The sequence below is a fragment of the Marinimicrobium sp. C6131 genome (assembly GCF_026153455.1).
Classification (GTDB): Bacteria; Pseudomonadota; Gammaproteobacteria; order Pseudomonadales; family Cellvibrionaceae; genus Marinimicrobium.
The window spans coordinates 2,625,451-2,648,136 of the sequence record NZ_CP110629.1 but is presented as its reverse complement, the minus strand read 5'-3'; the positions used below and the strand labels follow the sequence as shown (position 1 = coordinate 2,648,136).

Genomic DNA, 22,686 nt, shown 5'->3' with positions numbered 1-22,686 from the left:
CGGAGGGCGCGCATCAGGAGGACCCCCTGCATCATGAGCGATAAAGGCACGCCGCTCTCTCACGACCTTCAATCCAGAGACACGCTGCGGCAGACCGATACCGCTTCCCTCAAGGTATATCTTCGGTTACTGGCCTATATCAAACCCTATTGGGTGTTATTTGCCATCAGTGTCTTTGGCTTTGTGATCTACTCAGCCTCCCAGCCGGCCATGGCCCAGTTCATGGAGTACCTGCTGGACTTTATCGGGGATGCCAATCGCGGTGCCGCGTACCTGCCCGCCCTGATCATCATGGGGATTGTCCTGGTGCGCAGTATCGGTGCATTCCTGGGCAATTATTTCATATCTCAAGTGTCCTTCCGGGTCGTGCATACGCTACGCCTGAATCTGTTCAACCACATGGCCCACTTGCCCGGCGAGTATTTCGACCGGCACAGCTCTGGTCATTTGATGTCGGTCATCACCTATAACGTCAATGGTGTGACCACCGCCGCCACCGATGCGTTGAAAACCCTGATCCGCGAGGGCGCCACCGTGCTGGCGTTGATGGGCTATCTGTTTTACAAGGATTGGTTGCTGACCCTGCTGTTGCTGTTGGTCGCGCCGGTCATTGGGGCCCTGGTGGGTTACGTGGGCAAGCGCCTGCGTCGCCTGAGTGCCCAGGTGCAGCACAGCATGGGGGATATTACCCAGGTATCCTCTGAGATGATTCACGGTTATCGGGTCATGCGCAGCTTTGGTGGCGAGGCCTACGAAAAGCGTCGTTTCAATCAGGCCAGCTGGCGCAACTACGTGCAGAACATGAAAATCGTGTTCACCTCGTCATTGAATACCCCCATCCTTCAGATGCTGGTGGCCCTCTCCATGGGGCTGCTGCTGTTTGTCGCCCTGACCGTGATGGAGCTGGATGATCCGGGGGCGTTTGTGGCCTATTTCATTGCCGCCGGCATGGTGCTAAAACCTCTGCGTCAGTTGAGCGAAGTCGTTCCCACCATCCAGAAAGGGGTGGCCGCCGCGGACAGTATTTTTCAGTTGCTGGACGAGCCGGCGGAAACCGATACCGGTGACTACACCGTCAAGCGGGCTCAGGGGGCGGTGCGCTTTGAAGACGTCAGTTTCCGCTACGACAGCAGCGATGATTGGGTTCTGAAACACATCAATCTGGATGTGAAACCGGGCGAAGTGATCGCACTGGTGGGTCGCTCCGGCAGTGGCAAGTCGACGCTGGTGAGTTTGTTGACCCGTTTTTACGACCCGGGTGAAGGGCGCATACTGCTGGATGGTCACCCACTGGAAGACTACCGCCTGGATAACCTGCGCGAGCAGGTGGCGTTGGTCAATCAGAACGTGGTGCTATTCAACGATTCGGTCTCGGGCAATATCGCCTACGGTGCGCTGGCGGCCACTGACCCGGAGAAAGTGCGCGAGGCCGCCAAAGCGGCCCATGCTCACGAGTTTATCGAGCAGTTACCCCAAGGCTACGATACCCTCATCGGTGAGAGCGGCGCACGTCTGTCCGGCGGCCAGCGTCAGCGTCTGGCCATTGCCCGCGCCATTTTGAAGGATGCCCCCATCCTGATTCTGGATGAGGCCACTTCGGCCCTGGACACGGAATCCGAACGGCATATTCAGGCGGCGCTGGAGCAGGTGATGAAAAACCGCACCACGTTCGTGGTGGCTCACCGTTTATCGACGATCGAACGGGCGGACCGGATTGTGGTGATGGGAGAAGGCCGAATTCTGGAAGTCGGCAGCCACCGCGAACTCCTCGCCGCCGGCGGCCAATACGCCCGCCTGCACTCCATGCAGTTCCGCGACGAGTTGTAATTCGCTATCGGTTTTGTGCTTCGTATTGGAATGCTCCGCCTGGGTAACCCCTTTCAAGACCGTAAGCGGAGGGACTCCGCGCGTCGAGCCCCCAGGGGCCGCTCTATGGCATCCATGCCATCGCGGCATTCGTGCATCCATGCACATCATGGGTTTACGGCGTGTCTTGAAAGGGCTTCCCCTCCCCGGCCCGGACGTGATGCATCACTGAAATCGCGCCGCATAGATGCCTGACATTATTCCGGTGGAAACTGCGCCAACAACCGATCAATGACGTTGCGTAACTGTGGTTCTCGCGACAAATCAAAATCCCGCAACGGGATACCTTCGGCACTGCCCCGCCACACCAACTCATTGCTCTCGGCGTTCGTGATATCCACGATAATCACCCCCTCCTGCTTGCGGTCCTCCAGACTCTTGCTGCCCCCAAGCCCGATACTGCCTCGATTACCCACGGGCAGTCCGATAGAGATCCCCACCGACTTGCCGCCACCAATCGCGGCCCGCGTGGTGCCGCTGACGCTGACATAAAACTGGGGGTTGTCGGGATCAAGCCGGTAGCCGCGTTGCACCATCGCCTGCTCGGTGATGCGTTGCAACCGGCTGTGCGGCACACCGTCGATCTGCGACGTTCCACCGCGCCATTCATAGCGGCCCCAGCCGGGATCAAATTCGGTGTCTTCGTTGTAGTCCTGTGAGACCTTGGGACCGGCGCAGGCGGTGATGGCCGCTAGGATGAAAAGTATGAAAGGTAGTTTCGTCAAGCGAGTCATGGTTGGGTCCTGTGCTGACTGAGTGCTTATGGAGACACCGGGCTATAAGTTTGCTCCTGTCTTCACATAAGTCGAACGATCTGTGTGTCGGGATCCCGGGATTTACCCTGTTGGTGTAAATCGTCCAGGTATTTCTGCCAATGGGTTTCTTTATTGACACACAAATCGTGCAGATAATCCCAAGTGTAGATGCCGGAATCGTGGCCGTCGTCGAAAACGATGTGCAGGGCGTAGTTACCGGCCGCTTCGATGTGGGTAATGGCGACCTGTTTTTTGCCGAACGGGAGTTGCCCGCCCTGACCGTGATGGCCGCGCACTTCGGCGCTGGGGGAGTGAACGCGCAGGTATTCGGCGTCCAGGCGGTAGTTTTGGTCGCCGTAGGTGAGTTCCAACTGGCGGGATTTTTTGTGGAGCAGGATTTTGTCGGGCGTCATTTCGGTGGGCTCCAGATTTGGGTGCCTCTAGCGTCGGGCCGCTTCACGGGTCACTGTTCCGGGACACGCCGTGAACCCATCCCTGGGGGCTCGCATCGCGGGTCCCCCGCTCCACGGTCCCGGAACAGTGACCCGCAAATCGTCCCTTGGCACGAGCGGGGTTCAAACTTCCACTTTAGAGGATATACCGACTCAAATCCTCATCCTTCGCCAGTTCACCCAACTGCTTCTGCACGTAATCGGCGTCGATTTCCACGCTGGTCTGCTGGCTGCCGGAGTCGAAGGAGACGTCTTCGAGGAGGCGTTCGAGCAGGGTGTGGAGGCGGCGGGCGCCGATGTTTTCGGTGCTTTCGTTGACTTCGAAGGCGGTCTCGGCGATGCGGCGGATGCCGTCGGGTTTGAAGATCACGTCGACGCCTTCGGTTTTCAGCAGCGCTTGGTGTTGTTCGGTCAGGGAGGCGCTGGGTTCGGTGAGGATGCGTTCGAAGTCATCCGGGGTCAGGGCGTTGAGTTCGACGCGGATGGGGAGTCGGCCCTGGAGTTCGGGAATCAGGTCGGACGGCTTGCTCAGGTGGAAGGCGCCGGAGGAGATGAACAGGATGTGGTCGGTTTTGATCATCCCGTGCTTGGTGCTCACGGTACAGCCTTCGATCAGCGGCAGCAGGTCGCGCTGGACGCCTTCGCGGGAGACGTCGGCGCCGCTGGTTTCGCCTTTTTTGGCGACTTTGTCGATCTCATCGATAAACACGATGCCGTTCTGTTCGGCAGCCTTGATGGCGTCGGCTTTGACTTCTTCGTCGTTGATCAGGCGGGCGGCTTCTTCTTCCTGAAGCTGTTTGAAGGCCTGTTTGACGGTCATTTTGGTGGTTTTCTTCTTGTCCTTGGACAGGGAAGAAAACATGTTCTGCAACTGGCTGGTCATGTCCTCCATGCCGGGAGGGGCCATGATCTCCACACCCATGGGTGTGCTGGCGACATCGATTTCGATTTCTTTCTCGTCCAGCTCGCCTTCGCGCAGCTTTTTGCGGAAGATCTGGCGGGTACCGGATTCGCCGGTGTTTTCGGTGTCGCCGCCGCGTGCCGGGGGCAGCAGCACGTCCAGGATGCGCTCTTCGGCCGCTTCGGCGGCGCGGTGCTGGACGGTTTTCATGGCCTGTTCACGATGCATCTTGATGGAAATGTCCACCAGGTCTCGGATGATGGATTCCACGTCGCGGCCGACGTAGCCGACTTCGGTGAATTTGGTGGCTTCGACTTTGATGAAAGGCGCGTGGGCCAGCTTGGCCAGCCGGCGTGCAATTTCGGTTTTACCGACCCCGGTGGGGCCGATCATCAGGATGTTTTTGGGGGTGATTTCGGCGCGCAGGTTTTCATCCACCTGCATCCGGCGCCAGCGATTACGCAGGGCGATGGCCACGGCGCGCTTGGCCTCGTTCTGGCCGATGATGTGCTTGTCCAGCTCGTGGACAATTTCCCGGGGGGTCATGTTGGACATAACGGACTCGTCAGTTCGTCAGGCCAGCGAGGCTCAGTAGTCGAGGGTCTCGATGGTCTGGTTGTGATTGGTGTAGATGCAGATGTCGCCGGCGATGGTCAGTCCTTTTTCGACGATACTTTGGGCATCCAGTTCAGTGTTGTCGAGCAGGGCGCGGGCGGCCGATTGGGCGAACGCACCTCCGGAACCAATGGCAATCAGATCATCTTCCGGCTGGATCACATCGCCATTACCGGTAATGATCAGGGACGCCTCGGCATTGGCCACTGCCAGCAGGGCCTCCAGACGACGCAGGGCCCGGTCGGTGCGCCAGTCTTTGGCCAGTTCCACCGCGGCGCGGGTCAGTTGGCCATTATGGGCTTCGAGCTTGGCTTCAAAGCGCTCGAACAGTGTGAAGGCGTCGGCGGTGCCGCCGGCGAAACCCGCGATCACCTGGTCCTTGTACAGGCGGCGAACCTTGCGGGCGTTGCCTTTCATGATGGTGTTGCCCAGCGACACCTGCCCGTCACCACCAATGGCGACCTGGCCGTTGCGGCGCACAGAGAGAATCGTGGTTCCTCGGTATTGTTCCACAAGCCATCCTTTATCAAAGCAATAAGTATGAAGTCTGAATGGCAGAAGTGGGGGCTGCGTGCGGGGATTTCAAGCAACCGGCCAGGGCAGAGTGATTATTGTTTCTTTCGTTTGAGCACCAGCGCGTGGTAGTCATTGGATACCAGGGTGGAGCGGGCGCTGGCCAGACGCGACTGGTTGCTGAACGGCCCCACAAGAACCCGGTGCCAGGTCTCGTTGTTGTTCAGGGTGACCTGCTCTGTGTAGGCGTCCAGATTCAACAACAGTAGCTGGGCCCGCAGGCTGTCCGCTTCGGTGGCCTTGCGGAAGGAACCGACCTGAAGGATAAATTCATCTTTATCGGCGCTGTCGCCTTGCTCGGTATTGGCCTGGCTTTCGTTGGGCTCGGTGGCCGGCACGATGACTTCGCTCTCGCGCAGCAACTTGTAGAAATCGAAGCGCGGTTTGGGATTGCTGGGTTCGGCCTGGGGCTCCACCGGCTGGGAGGTCCGGGTTTCTTTGGTTGCGGTTTCCGCGGGGCCGGTTTCCGGGACCTCGACATCGGTCAAGCGCATCAGGAACACGATAAAGCCCCCGAGTACAGCGCCGGTAAACAGCCACACCCAGCCGGGCACCTGGCTTTTGGGCCGGTTGCGGCGGGGGGCGGGGCGATTTTTCTTGGCGTAGTCTCGGGTCATGGTTGCGATCGTTTCCAGGTGGTACAGCGCCGGCAATTGTACCCATCGCCGCCCCGCACGACCAGTAGTGCGTAGGACGCGTATGTCGCACTGGAAATACTGCCGGGGTTGAATGTGTCCTCAAATCGGCACCCGATGGGGCCCTGTGAGTTCAACTCATATCCTGTGGGTCCACATCAATGGACCAGCGGTTTCGCTTGGCCAGGGCGTGTTGCTCCATATCGGGGGCCAACTGTCTGAGGAGTTGTTGAAGTACCCCGCGGTTGGCGGCGTTCAGTTGTAATTGGTACCGAAAGCGGTCGCCCCGTTTTTCCAGCATGGCCGGCAGGGGGCCGAGGTACCCCAGCTCATGATTCGGGGGATGGCGCTGTTCGGCCAGGGTGCGTACCTGTTTGAGGAAGGCCACGGCGTTTTCCGGTCGCTTGGATTCGGCGCGGATCAGCGCCATGTGCCGGAATGGTGGCAGGCCGGTCAGGCGACGTTCACTCAGAATCAGTTCAGCGAAGGCGTGGTAACCCCGTTCAAGCAGGGTGCGAATGAGGGGGTGCTCGGCGTGGTGCGTCTGAATGATCACCTGGCCCGGTTTGTCGGCGCGTCCGGCGCGCCCGGCGACCTGCAGCAGCAGTTGTCCCATGCGCTCCGGGCCGCGGAAGTCCGTGCTGAACAGACCCGCATCGGAATCGAGGATCACCACCAGTGTGACGTCGGCGAAGTGATGGCCTTTGGCCAACATCTGGGTGCCGACCAGTATGCAGGGGTCACCGCGGTGGACTTCGTCCACCAGGTCCCGGAAGGCGTTTTTCTGCCGGGTGGAGTCCCGGTCGACCCGCAGCACCCGTGTGTCCGGGAAATGGCGCTGCAGGGCTTCCTCGCTGCGCTCGGTGCCCTGTCCCAGAGGTTGCAGGCGAGTGCTTTTGCAGGCCGGGCAGGCCCGGGGAACCGCGCGCTGATGATCGCAGTGGTGGCAGTGCAGGTGACGCGGCGTCTGGTGCAGGGTGAGACGGGTGTCGCAGTGGTTGCATTCAGCCAACCACCCGCAGTCCGGACATTCCACCGTCGGAGCGTAGCCGCGTCGGTTGAGGAACACCAGTACCTGGTTGCCCGCTTCCAGTGTGGTCCGGATTTGCGCCAGCGTTTCGGCACTGAATCCCTCATCCAGGGGCTGGCGCCGGATATCCTGGGGTAACAGCTCCGGTGCCTGGGCATTGCCCGCCCGGTGGGTCAGGCGCAGGTAATGGTAACGGCCGGTACGCGCGTTGTGCAGGCTTTCCAGCGAGGGGGTGGCGCTGCCCAGAACCAGCGGAATGCCCAGGCGGTGCGCGCGCATGGCCGCCAGGTCCCGGGCCGAGTAGCGAAAGCCGTCCTGTTGTTTGAAAGAGCTGTCGTGCTCTTCATCCACGATCAATATGCCCAGTTGGGCCATGGGAGTAAAAATGGCCGATCGGGTGCCAATCACGATCCGGGCTCGACCGTCCCGGGCCTGCAGCCAGGCATCGAGCCGTTCCCGGTCGTTCATACCCGAATGCAGGGCCACCACGGGTTGGGCGAAGCGGCGCTGAAAGCGGGCCAGGGTCTGGGGTGTCAGGCCGATCTCCGGCACCAACACCAGCGCTTGCCGACCCTGCGCCAGGGTGCGGGCGATGGCCTGCAGGTAGATTTCCGTTTTACCGCTGCCGGTGGTGCCATCGAGCAGGCTGATGTGAAACCCGTCCTCTGGAATCCGGGCCAGGGCGGCGGCCTGCTCATCGCTCAGCGTAAGCGGGGTATCCCTCAGAATGTTGGGTTCCGGGGGCGGTGTGAGTACTTGCTCACGGCTGAAAACCAACCCTTTGGCCTCCAGTGTTTTGACGTGGCTGCGGGCGATACCCAGGGCGGCCAGATCCGCCCGGTTCAGCGCCCCTCTTTGCTGAAGCGCGGCGAGCAGTTCCGCCTGGCGAGGAGCCCGCTTCAGGGCGCCCTCGGGCAGGCCTTTGCCTTCGGTGGTCAGTTGCCAGTAAGGCTCGCCTTTTTCCCGATCGGGCTCGCCCTGGCGCAGGAGTACCGGTAGGGCCGTGTGCAGTGCGTCACCAATGGGGTGTTGATAGTAATCGGCCGCCCAGAGGCACAGGCGCCAGAGGTCGTCCGGTAGCAGCGGCGAGGTGTCGAGCAGGGCCTCGGCCGGGCGCAGGTTCTGCAGCGGAAGTGAAGACTCACTCTTAACCCGAAGAATGAGCCCGATCAGGCGTTGGTTGCCGAAAGGCACCCGGACGCGCTGGCCGGGCCTCAGTTGGGCGGCACCCACCCCTTCGGGCGGCAGGTAGTCAAACCGGCGGCGCAGAGGGGTCGGCAGGGCGATTTCCAGAACAGTGGGGGCGGCCATGAACTCCCGTTGAGTGGTTGGATCCAAAAGGCGCCCAGAATAACCGATTGGAGGCCGCTTTGGCAGCGTTGGTCGCTGTATGAAAAATACCCTAAAGTCCTTGCGTTGCCGGGCGTTTCTGGTAGTATGCCCAGCTCTCAAAACCAGCCGTATCCATTAACCGTTGTGCGGTGCTCGGCAAAATCCTGTGCTTTTTGACTGGTCCAGGTCGACTGAGTGGCGGCACAAAGATGAAAGGCATTCACCATGAAAGCTGATTTGCACCCCAAATACGAAGACGTAACTGCCACCTGCAGCTGCGGCAACACCATCAAGACCCGCTCTACGCTGGGTAAAGATTTTCTGGTTGACGTTTGTTCAGAATGTCACCCTTTCTATACCGGTAAGCAGAAAGTGGTGGACACTGGCGGCCGTATCGATCGCTTCAAGAAGCGCTTCGGCAGCCGCATCGCCGCCAAGTAAGGCGCCTGGCATGGCCTCTGGGCCGTTGCTGACGAGCGATAAAAAAACGCCGGGGGCGAGAGCCCCCGGCGTTTTTTTATGGAAAGCCTGTGGCGCTTTTCTGGGGGCCCTCTTGGCGCTCGGGCCCTTGTCCGGTGCCGCGTGCCCGTTACCGAAAGGGCTGGAAAGAGAGGCTGTGCAGGTGGTCCACGTGCACGACGGCGACAGCGTGCGCCTTGCGGATGGGCGACGGGTGCGCCTGATCGGTATCAACGCCCCGGAGCTGGCGCGGGATGGCCGACCAGCGGAGCCTTTGGCAGAGGTGGCGCGGGACGAATTGAAGAAGCAGTTGGCGCAGAGCGAGGTGCTGCTGGCGTACGACCAGGAGCGGAAAGACCACTACGGCCGTACTCTGGGGCACCTGTTTACGGAGGAGGGGGTGAGTCTGGAGGCCGAGCTGTTGCATCGGGGGTTGGGCTTTCATGTCGCGATACCTCCGAATATGTCGCTGGCGCCCTGCCTGTCTGAGGCCGAGCGGGGTGCTCGGGAGGCATCCCGGGGGCTATGGGCGGAAGGTCAGTGGCCGGCCCTCAAGACGGGCGATCTGACCTTGAAGCACACCGGTTTCCAGCGAATTCGTGGCACGATCACGGATATCAGCCACGGCGGTGGCTCGGTCTGGCTGGAGCTGGACGGGCCCCTCGTCCTGAAGGTACCCGAAACGGTACGGTCCGGGATTCAGCCCCTGGTGGTCGGCCAGACGGTCGAAGTTCGGGGCTGGGTGGCCAGCCGCGCCGGAAGCCGGGCGGTCAGCCGAGGCTTCAAGCCTCTGGTGATGTCCGTGCCCTCCGGTTATGCCATTGAGCGTTTCAACGCGCGCTAGTGGGCCGCGTGACTCACTACCGAATTAGCCGCACAGCCCACTAGAACAGCTCTTCCGGAAGCCGCTCGCTGTCATTGCTGCTACTGCCGTTACCATTGTCATTGTAGGGCGGCACTTCCTCCGCACGGAAAATCTCAAAGATCGCATCCGGGTCCCCGGGCTGCGCCCGCTGGCCGTTCTCTGGATCAATACGCACGGTCACAATACCGTCGGGCTGAGGCGCCGGGCGGTCCGGCTTGCCGGCAAGCGCGGTCCGCATGTAGTCAATCCAGATCGGCAGTGCGGCCGTGCCGCCGTACTCGCCCCGACCCAGCGGGGTGTTCTGATCGAAGCCCAGCCAGGCAACCGTGACCAGCTCGGGGTTATAGCCAGCGAACCAGGCGTCCCGTGGGCCATTGGTCGTCCCGGTTTTGCCGGCGAGGTCGGCCCGGTCCAGTACCCGGGCGCGACGGCCGGTCCCCCGGGCCACCACGTCGCGGAGCATGGAGTCTATGATGAACGCGGTGCGCTCATCCAGTACTCTCGGGGCGATAGGGAGCGGTTCCAGGGTTGTTTCGCCTTCGTCAAGCAAGCTCAATTGGGCGGGTTGCTCCGGTGCCAGCCGGTCGTCTGGACCTGCCTCGGCAGCGCGCTCCGGCTCGCTGGCGTAGATGTCCGCGATCAGGCTGACGGGGGCTTCCTCTTTTTCCTGCTCGCGCTCACAGTCCTCGCAGACTGTGGCGGGGCGGGCGACATGCAGTGGTTCGCCGCGGTCGTCTTCAATACGCTCGACCAGATAGGGCGCGATGCGGAAGCCGCCATTGGCAAAGATGGCATAGCCACGCGCCATATCCATGGGCGTCAGGGCATGACTCCCCAGCGCCAGAGACAGGTTGCGCGGAAGCGCTTCGCGGTCAAACCCGAATTTCTCCAGGGTGTCGAGCAGTGCGGATAGCCCGATGCTGCGCAGAACCCGGATCGAGACCAGGTTGCGAGAGCGGTACAGCGCTTCTCTCAGCCGGGTGGGTCCAAGGAAGGTCCCGCCGTCGTTCTCCGGGCGCCAGGCGCCCTCGAGGCTTGCATCTTCAATGACAATGGGTGAGTCATTGACGATGGTCGCCGGGGTGAAGCCGTTTTCCAGCGCGGCGGTGTAAACAAACGGTTTGAAGCTGGAGCCCGGTTGGCGGGCAGCCTGCAGGGCGCGGTTGAAGTTACTCTGGCGGAAGTCAAACCCGCCCACCAGTGCGCGGACGGCGCCATCCCGGGGGTCGAGGCTGACCAGTGCGGCCTGGGCCTGGGGCAACTGGCGCAGATGCCAGACACCGCCAATCTGGCGCAGGCGGATCAGGTCGCCGACCGCCAGGACATCGCTCGCGGTCTCGGGCAGAGGGCCGCGAGCGTTTTCGTTGAGGTAACGGCGTGCCGTGGACAGGCTCTGGTCCCATCCCAGCTCTATGGTGTCGCCATTGGCCAGCAGGATCTCGGCGGAGCGCTCTTCCAGAGAGAGCACCAGACCGGGCAGTAACCCTCCGTAGACCGGGGTGTCGGAGAGCAGCTCGCGCCAGCTTGAGAGGTCTTCCGGGCGTTCGCCGAGCTGTTGTTCCGGGCCGCGATACCCGTGGCGCCAGTCGTACGTCAGCAGGCCGTCGACCACCGCCTGCTGGGCGGCCGCCTGATAGTCGCTGTGGATTGTAGTGTAGACCTTGTATCCCGCGTTGTAGGCATTTTCTCCGAACCGGTCAACGGCTTCGCGGCGGGCCAGCTCCGCGACGTAGGGCGCATAGAGTTCCAGGGTGGCACCGTGATAGCGGGCATCGTCCGGCGTGTTGACGGCGATTTCATAAGTGGCCTGATCAATATGCCCCAGCTCCAGCATGCGGCCCAGGATCCAGTTGCGCCGGATCATGGCCCGCTCCAGATTCGCCAGGGGGTTGTAGGCCGAGGGCGCCTTGAGAACGCCCACAATCATGGCCCACTGATGAAGCTCCAGTTCGTCGATGTCCCGTCCATAGTAAATCTGCGCCGCCGCCTGAATACCGTAAGCGCGATTGCCAAAGAACATTTTGTTGCTGAACAGCTCAAGAATTTCCTGTTTTGTGAGCTCGTTCTCAATCTGAAGAGCCAGCAGGATCTCGTTGAATTTACGGGAAAAAACCTGCTCCCGGCTCAGGAAAAAATCCCTTGCCAATTGCATTGTGAGGGTGCTCCCCCCCGATTGAATCTCACCTGTTTTCAATAATTGTGACGCGGCTCGCAAAAGTCCGCGAATAGATACGCCCGGATGGTCGTAAAATTCCGCATCTTCGGCGGATAATAACGCTTTAATATAAAGGTCCGGCAGCTCTTCGAACGAAACCGGTGTACGACGCTGTTCACCAAACTCGCCAATCAGCTTGCCGTCGCTTGAATAAACCCTCAGAGGGGTCTGTAATTGAACTTGCCTGAGGCTCTCCACGGGGGGCAATTTGGGGCTCAGATAGAGGTACAACCCCGCCAAAACGGTGAGGGAGGCGCCAGTTCCGGCGATAAACAACCAGAAAAGCAGGTTCAGATAAGACTTTTTGATAGGCATTTTTTCTATGAGAATTAATAGGTTAGCGAAAATGGCGGCAAGTCGCCGCATTATACGGGCTTTTTGCCTGTTTACATATGCGCGGTCTTGTTGCAGGCTTAACTTAAAGTCCTATAACATAAACTTCCTCTAAGTTACGGATATAGATAGAAAAATGGGCATTCTAAGCTTCCTGGAAAAAAGGGCGAAGCCGGTCTTGGGGTTGGACATCAGTTCAACGTCGGTCAAGCTTCTGGAGCTCAGCCGACACGGTGACCGCTACCGGGTGGAGACCTATGCCGTACGCCCGCTGCCCCCCGGGGCGGTGGTCGAGAAAAACATCAACGATCCCGAAGCGGTCGCGGATGTGGTCCGAACGGTGGTCAAGCAATCCAAAACCAAGCTCAAGCACGCGGCCGTGGCGGTTGCCGGCTCTGCTGTGATCACCAAAATGATCGACATGCCGGCGGGGCTCAGCGACGACGCCATGGAGACTCAGATCTCTATAGAGGCCGATCAATACATTCCGTTCCCTCTGGAGGAAGTCGCCATCGATTTCGAGGTGCAGGGCGAATCGCCCCGTAACCCCGAGCAGGTGGAAGTGTTGTTGGCGGCTTGTCGGCGGGAAAACATCGATCTACGGGTCAATGTCCTGCAATTGGCGGATCTTCAGGAGGAAGTGGTCGATGTGGAGGCCTACTCGATGGAGCGGGCCTTCAGCCTGGTGGCGGAACAGTTGGAAGATCAGGATGGCCAGGTGGTCGCGGTCATTGATATCGGCGCCACCATGACCACTCTGAGCGTGCTTGTCGATGGACGCACCGTTTACACCCGGGAGCAACTGTTCGGGGGCAAACAACTGACGGAAGAAATCCAGCGCCGGTACGGCCTGTCAATGGAAGAAGCCGGGTTGGCCAAGAAGCAGGGTGGCCTGCCGGATGATTACGAGTCAGAAGTGCTGGGTCCCTTCAAGGAAGCCGTGGTCCAGCAGGTAACCCGCTCATTGCAGTTTTTCTTTTCCGCCAGCCAGTACAACGATGTGGACTACATCGTGCTCGCTGGTGGTGTCGCGTCCATGGAGGGGCTGGTCGGGCTGATTGAAGAAAAGCTCGGTACCCAAACTCTGGTGGCCAACCCCTTTGCCAATATGTCGGTGTCCTCGAAAGTGAACGCGGTCGCGTTGGCCAATGATGCCCCCTCGATGATGATCGCGGCCGGCCTGGCGCTGAGGAGTTTCGACTGATGGCAAGAATTAACCTGTTGCCCTGGCGGGAAGCCTACCGCCAGGAAAAGAAAAAAGAATTCATCGGCATTCTGGTGGGCGTTCTGATTCTCGCGGGTCTGGTGGCCTATTTGTGGGTGTCCGGCATTCAATCCTCGATTTCTGATCAGCAAGCACGCAACCGTCTGTTGCAAACCGAAATTTCGGCGCTGGAAGCGGCGGTGGCGGAAATCCGGGAGTTGCGCGAGAAGCGCGATGAACTGTTGGCCCGGATGCGGGTGATTCAGGACCTGGAAGGCAAGCGACCGGTGATTGTGCGCTACTTTGATGAAATGGTGCGCGCGGTGCCCGATGGTGTCTATCTGAATCGAATGGAACGTCAGGGTGAGGTGATTCTGCTGGAAGGCATTGCGGAGTCCAATAACCGGGTCTCCAGCTTTATGCGCAATCTCGATGAGTCCGACTGGTTCGCGGCGCCCAATCTGAGTTCGGTGACTGCCGCGCCGGAGCAGGGTGAACAGGCAAATGCCTTCAGAATGTCGGTGCGCACGTCAGCGCCGACAGATCAGGCCGGTGTTGATGAGGGAGGAAACTGATCATGGCGTTTTCCGATACCCTGGAGCAGTTGAAAAACTTTGATGTCAATGACATCGATTTTGAGCGTATTGGCGTCTGGCCCCTGCCGGGTAAGATTTTTGTCTGTGTCCTGCTGGTGGTTGTGGTCTTTGCGCTGACCTATTACCTCAAAGTCAAAGATCTGAACGCCCAACTCGATCGTGTCGTGGCGGAAGAGTCCAGCCTGCGTCAGACATTTGAGACCAAGAGCTTCCAGGCTGCCAACCTGGAGGAGTACCGCGCCCAGATGGTCGAGATGGAAAAGTCCTTTGGTGCGCTACTGTCCCGCTTGCCCAGTGATACCGAAGTGCCGGGTCTGCTGGAAGACATCGATGCCCGAGGGTCGGAAAGCGGACTGGACATCAACAGTATCCGCCTGGAGTCCGAGCAGCAATCCGAGTATTACGTGGAGCTGCCCATCAGCATTGACGTTGAAGGGGGTTATCACGACCTGGGTACATTCGTCAGTGGTGTTGCCGGTATGCCGCGTATCGTGACGCTGCACAACTTCACGATTGCCCGCCAACAAGACAGCGGCACGCTGACCATGCAGATCGGGGCGAAGACCTATCGCTATAAGTCACAGGATGAATCTAGTGATGAATAGAATTATAACGTTTACCAGTTTAGCCATCTGTCTGGCCGCGCTGACCGCCTGTGGTAGCTCATCCGATCACCGCGACTTGAAGCAGTACATCCAGCAGACCAAAGCGCGCCCTGCCGGCCAGATTGAACCCTTGCCGGCGTTTCAGCCTTACCGGCCTTTCACCTATAGCGCCATGACGCTGCGCAGTCCTTTTGATCCGCCGGTTCGCGAAGAAGAGCGGCGTGCCCAACTGAGCGGTAAACAGGTTCAGCCGGACCTGAACAGGGAGAAAGAATATCTGGAGAGCTTCAATGTGGCCAACCTGACCATGGTTGGCACCTTGACCAAAGGTGGTCAGCTTTGGGCGTTGATCAACGACGGCCAGGGAGGTGTACACGCAGTCACGGAAGGCAACTACCTGGGTAAAAATCACGGACGCATCGTGTCCGCATCGCGGTCACAGATTGAACTTTTGGAAATCGTCGCCGATGGCGCCAACGGCTGGGTCGAGCGTCCCAGAATTATTGAATTACAAGAAAAGGAATAGGCCATCATGCGAGCACTGTGCTTATTGGGGTTAACCATGCGAAATCTAGCCTTGTTACTGGTCTGTCTGGCGCCTTCGTTTTTGTGGGCCAAGTCACTGAATAACATCCAGTTCTCGGAGCTGCCGGGGGAGCGATTCGAAGTCCGAATGGATTTCGATGACGTGCCTCCCGAGCCCGAGGGCTACACTATCGAGCAGCCCGCGCGCATCGTGTTGGACTTCCCGGAAGTGAGCAGCGCCCTGGAACAGCGCCGTTTTCCACTGTCATTCGAGAACAGCAAAAGTGCCCTGGTGCTCAGTTCTCAGGGGCGCACACGCCTGATTCTGAATCTCAGTGAGCTGACCACCTACAGTGCGCGGGTCGACGGCAATACCTACGTACTGGAGGTCGGTGCGGCCCAGGGCGGCTATGTATCCCGCCCCGCCCAGGCGACCAGTGTGGCGGGTGACCGTCAGTCGCAAACGGCCCCGCGCGCCGACAATGAGCCTCGGGTTACCAATATTGACTTCCGCCGTGGTGAAGAAGGTGAAGGCCGGGTGATCATCAACCTGTCCGATGACAACATCAGTGCCGATGTCACCGAGACGGCCAAAGGCATTGAGCTTGAGCTGGGCGGGGTCAATCTGCCGGAAGCACTTCGCCGGCGCCTGGACGTGGTGGACTTTGCTACACCGGTAACCATGGTGTCCGCCTCTCAGGATCGTCGCGGAACCATTCTGAATATCGATGCCAATGGCGAATACGACTACATGGCCTACCAGGCCGACAATGAGTATGTCATCAGTGTGAAGCCGCTGACCGAGCGGGAAATAGAAGCGCGGGATCAGGAGTTCAGCTATACCGGTGACAAGCTGTCGCTGAACTTCCAGGATATCGAAGTGCGCAGTGTCCTGCAGATCATTGCCGACTTTACCGACTTGAACCTGGTGGCCAGTGACACGGTTCAGGGCCGCATTACCCTGCGTCTGGACAATGTGCCCTGGGACCAGGCTCTGGATCTGGTGCTCAAAACCAAGGGGTTGGACAAGCGCCAGAACGGCAATGTCCTGATGGTGGCGCCGGCGGCGGAGATCGCCGAGCGTGAGCGTCAGGAACTCGAATCCCGTCAGCAGCTGGAAGAGCTGGCACCGCTGCGCACCGAGTACATCCGGGTCCGCTACGCCAATGCCCGGGAAATGTTTGAACTGTTCCGCGGCGAAGAGGGTGAAGGCGGTCGTAGCGGCGGTTCGTCTGGCGGTCAGGGGGGCAATCGCGCTACCGGCAGTGTCCTGTCCGATCGAGGGGATGCCATCGTCGATGAACGCACCAATTCGATCATCATTACGGATACCGCTGAACGTATCGAAGCCTTCAAGCGTCTGGTGGAGCAGATCGATATCCCGATCCGTCAGGTGATGATTGAGGCGCGTCTGGTGATCGCCAATACGGATTTCCGGCGCGAAATGGGTGTTCGCTGGGGTGGGGTCGGCTTTGATCGCTCCTCGGATACACTGGTGGAAGTGGCCGGATCCACCGCCGGTCTCGATTCCAACCCGGGTTCCCCCGCCGAGTGGCTCACCGGTAGTGGTAGCCTCGACCTCGAAGAGAATATGATGGTAGACCTTGGGGTCGATAACCCCGCGGGCAGCTTCGCGTTCAGCGTACTGTCCGACAGCGCCTTTATCGATATGGAATTGTCCGCTCTGGAGAACAATGGCCAGGCTGAAATCGTCTCCCAGCCCAAGGTGATCACCGGCGACAAGCAGCAGGCGACCATCATGTCGGGTACCGAAATTCCCTACCAGGAAGCGTCGGCCAGTGGCGCGACTACGACGGCTTTCAAAGAGGCCGTGCTGAAGCTGGATGTAACCCCCCAGATCACACCCGATAACCGGATCATTATGGATCTGGTGATCAATCAGGACTCGGTGGGCGCTTTGAACCAGGCGTCCGGTATTCCCACGATCGACGTGACCGAAGTGATGACCAAGGTGCTGGTACAGAATGGCCAGACCGTCGTGCTGGGTGGTATCTTCCAGGTTGAACAGGTCGAGGGTGAGGACAAGGTTCCGTTCCTGGGCGATATCCCGGTTCTGGGTAGACTGTTCAAGCGGGACATTACCAGTCAGGAAAAGCGCGAGCTGCTGGTATTCATTACTCCCAAAATTATGGCTGATACCTTAACTGACTGATCCATGCCCAATAATGTGTTTCTGGTCGGCCCCATGGGGGCCGGCAAATCAACCATCGGCCGCCTTTTGGCGGCCGAGTTGAAAGTCCCCTTCTACGACAGCGACCGCGTTATTGAACAGCGCACCGGCGCCGATATTCCCTGGATCTTTGATGTTGAAGGCGAGTCCGGTTTTCGTGACCGGGAGTCGGCTGTGCTGGCCGAGCTGGCGGAGGAGCCCGGTGCGGTAATCGCCACCGGCGGTGGCATTGTATTGCGTCCCGAAAACGCTGAAGTGATGCACCGCAGTGGTCGCGTTTGCTATTTGACCGCCTCTGTTGAGCATCTCGTCGAACGCACCGCCAAGGATAAAAAACGTCCACTGTTGCAGGTGGACAATCCTCGCCAGAAAATCATCGAGTTGCTTGAGCAGCGCGACCCTCTGTATCGTGCCGTGGCCGACTGGGTTGTCGTTACCGATCGGCGGCCGCCAAAGGCCGTAGCGCGCGATATTGCCGAGCGCATCAGTCAGGCTTGAGCGCGGTTAAAGTGGCGGGCGGTGTGCTAAGATGAGGGTTTTCTGACAACCCGAGTGCAGTGCCGACTATGCAGACTCTGACCGTCGATCTTGCCGATCGCAGCTACCCGATTCATATTGGTGAGCAGCTCCTGAAGAACCGTGAGCTGCTGATTCGCCATGTGCGTGCCAAACAGGTGTATATCGTCACCAACGACACCATCGCACCGCTTTACCTGCCCGCTTTGATCGAACTTCTGGATGGTTATCAGGTCGATACCACCGTGTTGCCCGATGGCGAATCGTTCAAGAATCTTGAGACTCTGAACCTGATTTTCGATGGCCTGCTGGAGGCTCGTCACAACCGTACGACGACGATTATGGCACTGGGCGGTGGCGTGGTCGGTGACATGGCGGGTTTCGCGGCCGCGTGCTATCAGCGCGGTGTGGACTTCATTCAATTGCCGACCACTCTGTTGTCCATGGTGGACTCCTCGGTCGGGGGCAAAACCGGTGTCAATCACCGGCTTGGCAAGAACATGATTGGAGCCTTCTACCAGCCGCGGGCGGTGATCGCCGACATGTCCGTGCTGGAGTCTCTGCCACCGCGTGAACTGTCGGCCGGTATCGCCGAAGTCATCAAGTACGGCCTGATTTCCGACCGGGAGTTTTTCGAGTGGCTGGAGTCGAATTTGCCCGACCTCCTTGCTCGGGACCCGAAAGCCATGGCCTATGCGGTCAAGCGCTCCTGTGAGAACAAGGCCCGGGTTGTGGCCCGGGATGAGCGAGAAGGCGGGCTGCGCGCGATTCTCAATCTGGGGCATACCTTTGGCCACGCGATTGAAACCCACCAGGGCTATGGCGTCTGGTTGCACGGCGAGGCGGTCGCTGCGGGTATGGTCATGGCGGCAGATCTGTCGCACCGCCGCGGCGCTATCAGTGGCGATGAACTGGCGCGGATTATCCGTCTGTTGGAGCGGGCGCACCTGCCGGTGAAGGCCCCGGCCAGTATGACGCCGGAGGATTTCCTGCAACTGATGGGCGTCGACAAAAAAGTGCTCGATGGTCGGCTTCGGTTGGTACTGCTGAGCAGGCTTGGCGAAGCGCTGATTACCAGCGATATCGAGCAGGACCTGTTACAGGAGACATTCGCGGCTTGTCGGGCGGATGAAAACACGGCGCCACCGGGCGCCTAGCGAACACCCTTTCCGGGAGAGCGTTTATGAATACCGGCCCAACAGACAGCTCGGATCAAGACGGCGTCGCGGCTCAGTCGGCCATCCCGGATTCCCCTGTGGCGGACTATCGTCAATATTATGGTTTGAGTGAAGACCCCTTCCGAAACGATCCGGAGTTTGCGTTTTTTGGGGGGGGTGGCCGACGCGCCCTGCTGGAACAACTGCAGCATCTGTGTCAGTTCAGCGCCAGCTTGCTGGCGGTGTTGGGCAAGCCCGGCGTGGGTAAAAGTCGCGTTGCCCTTGAATTGGCCAACAGCTTCCAATTTGACGATGAAATCTGCCTGCTCGCCGCCGAGCCCGGCGCGGGCGCCGAAGCGGTGCTGGGGCAGATGGCCCGGCACTTTGCCCTCTCGGTGGACGAAAACCCCTCAGTAGGACGCCTGTTGGCCGCGCTGCGTCATTTCGCCCAGGTAGCGGACGAAGAGGACCGCCTGGCGCTGACGATCATCGATGATGCCCACCACCTGGACGAGAAAACACTCGGCGCCCTGATCAGTCTGCTGCAGGGGCAGGATTCCACCGGTCGGCGCCTGCACATCGTACTGTTTGCTGACTCCGAGATGGTGTCGCGCCTGGATCAGTTCAATATGCACGACGTGCTGATCCACGACTTTGAACTTTCGCCATTCTCCCTTGAGGAAGCCACCGATTACCTCAATTTCCGCATGGAGATGGCCGACTATATGGGGCCGGAGCTGTTCACCGAGGAAAAGGTTGAGCCCTGGTGGCGTCGCGCCGAGGGGCGGCTGCCGCGGTTGCACGAGCAGGCCCGTCGCTGGTTGCTTGAGTCGGTCTCGGCACGCGCCAGCTCGGGCATGCCGGGTACGCGTCGCAATGCCCTGCCGCTGGTGCACATCGTGGTGATTGCCGTGCTGCTCGGTGTGTTGCTGATGGTGTTTATCTACCAGGGCGATTCCGAAACCGCAGAGCGTGAATCCACAACACGGCTACCCGAGTCGAGAGAAACCCAGACCCTGACGCTGTCGTCCAACAACGAGGCGTCCAACCGCACAGGGCCAGAGCCTTCTGCGGAAACCACCCAGACACCAACACCGGTCACGCCAGAGCGGGCGCAACCGGAATTGTTGTCCCCCGAACCGTCGGTCGAGGAGCGTCCGGAAACCCCACAGCCTGACGAAGCGTCTGAGCCCGAGGAAGTATCGGCGCCAGCGGCCCAGGCGGAAACGCCGGCTGAGCAACCCCCTTCGGAAGAGTCGACCGTTGCTCAGGCTTCCAGCTTGCCCGACATCCCGGAAGATGAGCAGGTGCTGCTCTCCTGGCGCGCTTCGGAGTACACCCTGCAACTCCTGGGTGCCAGCTCCCGGGCATCGGTGGATCGCTATATTGAGGCGCAGCCCAACCGGGAACAGCTCCTGAGCTTCGAAACCCGCCGTCAGGGGAAACCCTGGTTTGTGGTGGTAACCGGTCGCTATTCAGGCACTGAGTCGGCCAGAGAGGCCATCAGAGACTTACCTGAAGAGCAGAGGAAGGCGGGACCTTGGCCCCGCGTCATGTCTGATATACATGAAGAAATTAAGGAAAGTCGCGGGCTGTAAGTGGTAGCCGGTGGGGGGCCACCGGCGGTCAGGCAAATATATTACGGCGCTGTGATTTCAATCGGACCGTAGTTGGTCTGAGCACCCTCATAGGTAATACTTAGAACGAACGACCCTGTAACAGATTCAGTGTCATCGGCTTTCAATTGAAGCGAGACTCTCGACGGTTCAGAAGATTCGCCCAGGGTATCTCGGCTCAAAGTGAAGGTGACATTCTCCGCAAACTCTTCATTAATTTCGATTTGTGTGCCAGCGGGCATGCCGTTTCCATTTTCGTCTGCGATTATGAGGTCATATCGAGCCGATTCATTAAGCCCCAACTCTACGCTCGACGGCAAGCCCGGGATGAGCGGGTTGCTCCATGGGCTGGCCATAACCAGCATAGTGCTCTCTCGAATAGTGATGCCCTCCCGGCTACAGAGGCCCGCTTCATGATCCTCAGAGCGGCACAGAATTCCGTTGTAGAGGTTGTTTCTCTCTGTGGGGTCGCGCACGATTTCATCATTTTCCATGGTGCCATTGAAGTTGGTATCCAGATAAGATGGTCCAAGGTCATCGCATGCTTGGTCAATGGGCGCGGGTGGGATATAGGATCTTGGGACGCTCGGGGCGCAGTTTCCATTTGCCGCAAAGAGGTCTGTTCCTACATCGAAAAGGCCATTGCTATTAATGTCGATAAACGACTCGTTGCCCTCTGTGGATGCGAGCACATAAACACGGCCGGCGCGACACTCCTCGGTGCCGGGGCAGCGAGCATAAGGTGGCTCTTCATGCAATGTTACTCCGCCGGATCCCATCGGGCGCTGGCCTTGACTTCTCCAGGTGACAGAGCAGGCGCTGTTTTCTCCGGTAAGGCACTCTGCATCAACAACCCCGGCACTGGCAGTGAAATAAACGGCGGTGCCTTCGGGAATGTGGTTGTTGTTTTGATCCCCCAAACGAATAGTGAGCTCGCTTTCCACACCATCAGTGTTCCATGCTACGGGGTAAAGGTCTGACGCCGATAGGCTGGTGTGGCGCTGTGTTGGAATAGTAGTGGTGATCACAAGTTGCCGAGAAAGGGTGGAGACGCCGTTGGCTGTTGCAATGACATTCGCAACGCCTGCCCCAGTTCCGGCTCTGACTCTGGCTGTAACTTCGCCTTCACTGTTAGTGGTTCCGCTGTCGTTGGCCAGGTTTGCACCGGCAGGAGCGTTTGAGCTTAGAGCGAATGTCACCGGTACCTCTCGCATCGGACTTCCGTTGGCCCCAACTACCTTAAATACGACTTCTGAGCTTGTCGTTTGTGCGCCCATCCCTCTGATGCCAATGACGCTGGGGGACGCCCCGATAAACTGAACCTGGTCGAGAGTATCCTGTTCAACGTTTATGGTGGCTCTGGCGCTGTTTATGCCCGAACGACTTTCGCTAGAAGCGTTTGCTACAACTTCATCTTCTCCGACGCAGCCTGTTGCCTGATATGTGACGGAGGCACTACCAGTGCTGGTAGTGACGGCCGTCTCAGACTCTTCGTCTGTTCCCAGCAGTCTGGCACCACCTGAAGAAATACAGCTTGAGCTAAAGGAGACAGTCACCTGCTCGTTGATGAGGTCGCCCTGGTCATTGACGAGGGTGACTTCCAAGATAGTGCTCCCACCTGCGGATAAGGAGCTATCCGATGGTAAGTCAACGGCGATTTCACCTTCTACAAAGTTGCTGCCAACGCCCCGTCCAAGTTGGGAGGTCTGATCTTCCGTATCGCCGTCTCCTCCATTGTCGCCGCTGCTATCGCCGGTACCTCCATCATCGGAGCCGCCCCCGGTGTTGCCGTTATTGTTGATGTTGTCGAGACGTGAATCGTTGTCGTCACTGCCGCAGCCTGCCAGGGCGAGGCTTAGAATCAGCGCGGCAAAGATGCTGAAGCCTGCGCTCCTAAAAGTTAATTTATTCATGGTGTCTTCCTGAATTACCGGTGTTTTTAATAAGCGGGTGTTATAACACGAACCTAACTTAGCCTAGATTTGAGGCGGAATAAAGTACGCTGGCACCCTCAGATGGCCCATTGAGCGAGTTTGTAGGCATTGAGCGGGATTTGTGATAGCTTGGTTGTGCAGCTTGTCAGGTGGTTTTAGGCCGTTTGCGGGCGGCACCGGTGAGGCACAATGCCATTATTCATGCGTCCGCCGATTGATCCGGTCGGACCGGTCGGTGCGGGACCGTTAGCGACCGTTTTCTGAAATTCCCTGAATTTACTCCTGATTTCGCCGAAATTCGCTTTATTGTT

Annotated in this window: 19 protein-coding genes; 11 read left to right on the top strand and 8 right to left on the bottom strand. The window is 59.2% G+C overall.

The genetic code is table 11. The features are described from left to right. Positions 1–33: 33 nt before the first annotated feature. On the top strand, positions 34–1,827 hold the full coding sequence (gene msbA, locus OOT55_RS11480; protein ID WP_265366008.1) for a lipid A export permease/ATP-binding protein MsbA: 1,794 nt from the start codon (positions 34–36) through the stop codon (positions 1,825–1,827). A gap of 236 nt (positions 1,828–2,063) precedes the next feature. Here msbA and OOT55_RS11475 read toward each other — a convergent pair whose 3' ends face one another. The 6 genes from OOT55_RS11475 to OOT55_RS11450 all read right to left on the bottom strand — a co-directional run bounded on the left by OOT55_RS11475 (position 2,064) and on the right by OOT55_RS11450 (position 8,138). Further along, positions 2,064–2,600, bottom strand: coding sequence for a DUF4136 domain-containing protein (locus tag OOT55_RS11475; RefSeq protein WP_265366007.1), 537 nt, complete (start codon positions 2,598–2,600; stop codon positions 2,064–2,066). A 62-nt stretch (positions 2,601–2,662) separates the two neighbouring features. Continuing rightward, on the bottom strand, positions 2,663–3,034 hold the full coding sequence (locus tag OOT55_RS11470; RefSeq protein WP_265366006.1) for a DUF971 domain-containing protein: 372 nt from the start codon (positions 3,032–3,034) through the stop codon (positions 2,663–2,665). A gap of 175 nt (positions 3,035–3,209) precedes the next feature. After that, complete coding sequence (gene hslU, locus OOT55_RS11465) at positions 3,210–4,529, bottom strand: ATP-dependent protease ATPase subunit HslU (RefSeq protein ID WP_265366005.1); 1,320 nt, start codon at positions 4,527–4,529, stop codon at positions 3,210–3,212. Positions 4,530–4,562: 33 nt separating this feature from the next. Then, on the bottom strand, positions 4,563–5,102 hold the full coding sequence (hslV, locus tag OOT55_RS11460) for an ATP-dependent protease subunit HslV (protein ID WP_024461357.1): 540 nt from the start codon (positions 5,100–5,102) through the stop codon (positions 4,563–4,565). A 95-nt stretch (positions 5,103–5,197) separates the two neighbouring features. After that, a complete protein-coding gene (locus OOT55_RS11455; RefSeq protein ID WP_265366004.1) occupies positions 5,198–5,779 on the bottom strand; it encodes an SPOR domain-containing protein in 582 nt (193 codons plus the stop codon). Positions 5,780–5,930: 151 nt separating this feature from the next. Next, entirely contained in the window at positions 5,931–8,138 is a 2,208-nt protein-coding gene (locus OOT55_RS11450; RefSeq protein ID WP_265366003.1) for a primosomal protein N', read from the bottom strand. 246 nt (positions 8,139–8,384) lie between these two features. Between OOT55_RS11450 and rpmE the strand changes: the two genes are divergently transcribed. Continuing rightward, on the top strand, positions 8,385–8,600 hold the full coding sequence (gene rpmE / locus OOT55_RS11445; protein ID WP_123638371.1) for a 50S ribosomal protein L31: 216 nt from the start codon (positions 8,385–8,387) through the stop codon (positions 8,598–8,600). A gap of 175 nt (positions 8,601–8,775) precedes the next feature. Next, entirely contained in the window at positions 8,776–9,462 is a 687-nt protein-coding gene (locus OOT55_RS11440) for a thermonuclease family protein (RefSeq protein ID WP_265366002.1), read from the top strand. Positions 9,463–9,502: 40 nt separating this feature from the next. Here OOT55_RS11440 and OOT55_RS11435 read toward each other — a convergent pair whose 3' ends face one another. Beyond that, entirely contained in the window at positions 9,503–12,013 is a 2,511-nt protein-coding gene (locus OOT55_RS11435) for a penicillin-binding protein 1A (RefSeq protein ID WP_265366001.1), read from the bottom strand. Positions 12,014–12,167: 154 nt separating this feature from the next. Here OOT55_RS11435 and OOT55_RS11430 point away from each other — a divergent pair, with 154 nt between their 5' ends. The 8 genes from OOT55_RS11430 to OOT55_RS11395 all read left to right on the top strand — a co-directional run bounded on the left by OOT55_RS11430 (position 12,168) and on the right by OOT55_RS11395 (position 20,423). Next, entirely contained in the window at positions 12,168–13,235 is a 1,068-nt protein-coding gene (locus OOT55_RS11430) for a pilus assembly protein PilM (protein ID WP_322113808.1), read from the top strand. Then, on the top strand, positions 13,235–13,810 hold the full coding sequence (locus tag OOT55_RS11425; RefSeq protein ID WP_265366000.1) for a PilN domain-containing protein: 576 nt from the start codon (positions 13,235–13,237) through the stop codon (positions 13,808–13,810). The genes OOT55_RS11430 and OOT55_RS11425 overlap by 1 nt, the downstream gene beginning before the upstream one ends. A gap of 2 nt (positions 13,811–13,812) precedes the next feature. Then, positions 13,813–14,436: a type 4a pilus biogenesis protein PilO gene (locus tag OOT55_RS11420; RefSeq protein ID WP_265365999.1), complete on the top strand. Its 624-nt coding sequence runs from the start codon at positions 13,813–13,815 to the stop codon at positions 14,434–14,436. After that, positions 14,429–14,962, top strand: coding sequence for a pilus assembly protein PilP (locus tag OOT55_RS11415; protein ID WP_265365998.1), 534 nt, complete (start codon positions 14,429–14,431; stop codon positions 14,960–14,962). The genes OOT55_RS11420 and OOT55_RS11415 overlap by 8 nt, the downstream gene beginning before the upstream one ends. 36 nt (positions 14,963–14,998) lie before the next feature. After that, positions 14,999–17,134 (top strand): type IV pilus secretin PilQ family protein, encoded by a 2,136-nt coding sequence (gene pilQ / locus OOT55_RS11410; RefSeq protein ID WP_265365997.1) that lies wholly within the window; start codon positions 14,999–15,001, stop codon positions 17,132–17,134. A gap of 3 nt (positions 17,135–17,137) precedes the next feature. Next, on the top strand, positions 17,138–17,650 hold the full coding sequence (aroK, locus tag OOT55_RS11405; RefSeq protein ID WP_265365996.1) for a shikimate kinase AroK: 513 nt from the start codon (positions 17,138–17,140) through the stop codon (positions 17,648–17,650). 68 nt (positions 17,651–17,718) lie between these two features. Further along, entirely contained in the window at positions 17,719–18,825 is a 1,107-nt protein-coding gene (gene aroB / locus OOT55_RS11400) for a 3-dehydroquinate synthase (RefSeq protein WP_265365995.1), read from the top strand. A gap of 26 nt (positions 18,826–18,851) precedes the next feature. After that, the gene (locus OOT55_RS11395; protein ID WP_265365994.1) at positions 18,852–20,423 is read left to right on the top strand and encodes an SPOR domain-containing protein; all 1,572 of its coding nucleotides are present in this window, start codon (positions 18,852–18,854) and stop codon (positions 20,421–20,423) included. 41 nt (positions 20,424–20,464) lie between these two features. Here the strand turns inward: OOT55_RS11395 and OOT55_RS11390 are convergent, their stop codons facing one another. Then, a complete protein-coding gene (locus OOT55_RS11390; protein WP_265365993.1) occupies positions 20,465–22,354 on the bottom strand; it encodes an Ig-like domain-containing protein in 1,890 nt (629 codons plus the stop codon). Between the last annotated feature and the right edge of the window lie 332 nt (positions 22,355–22,686).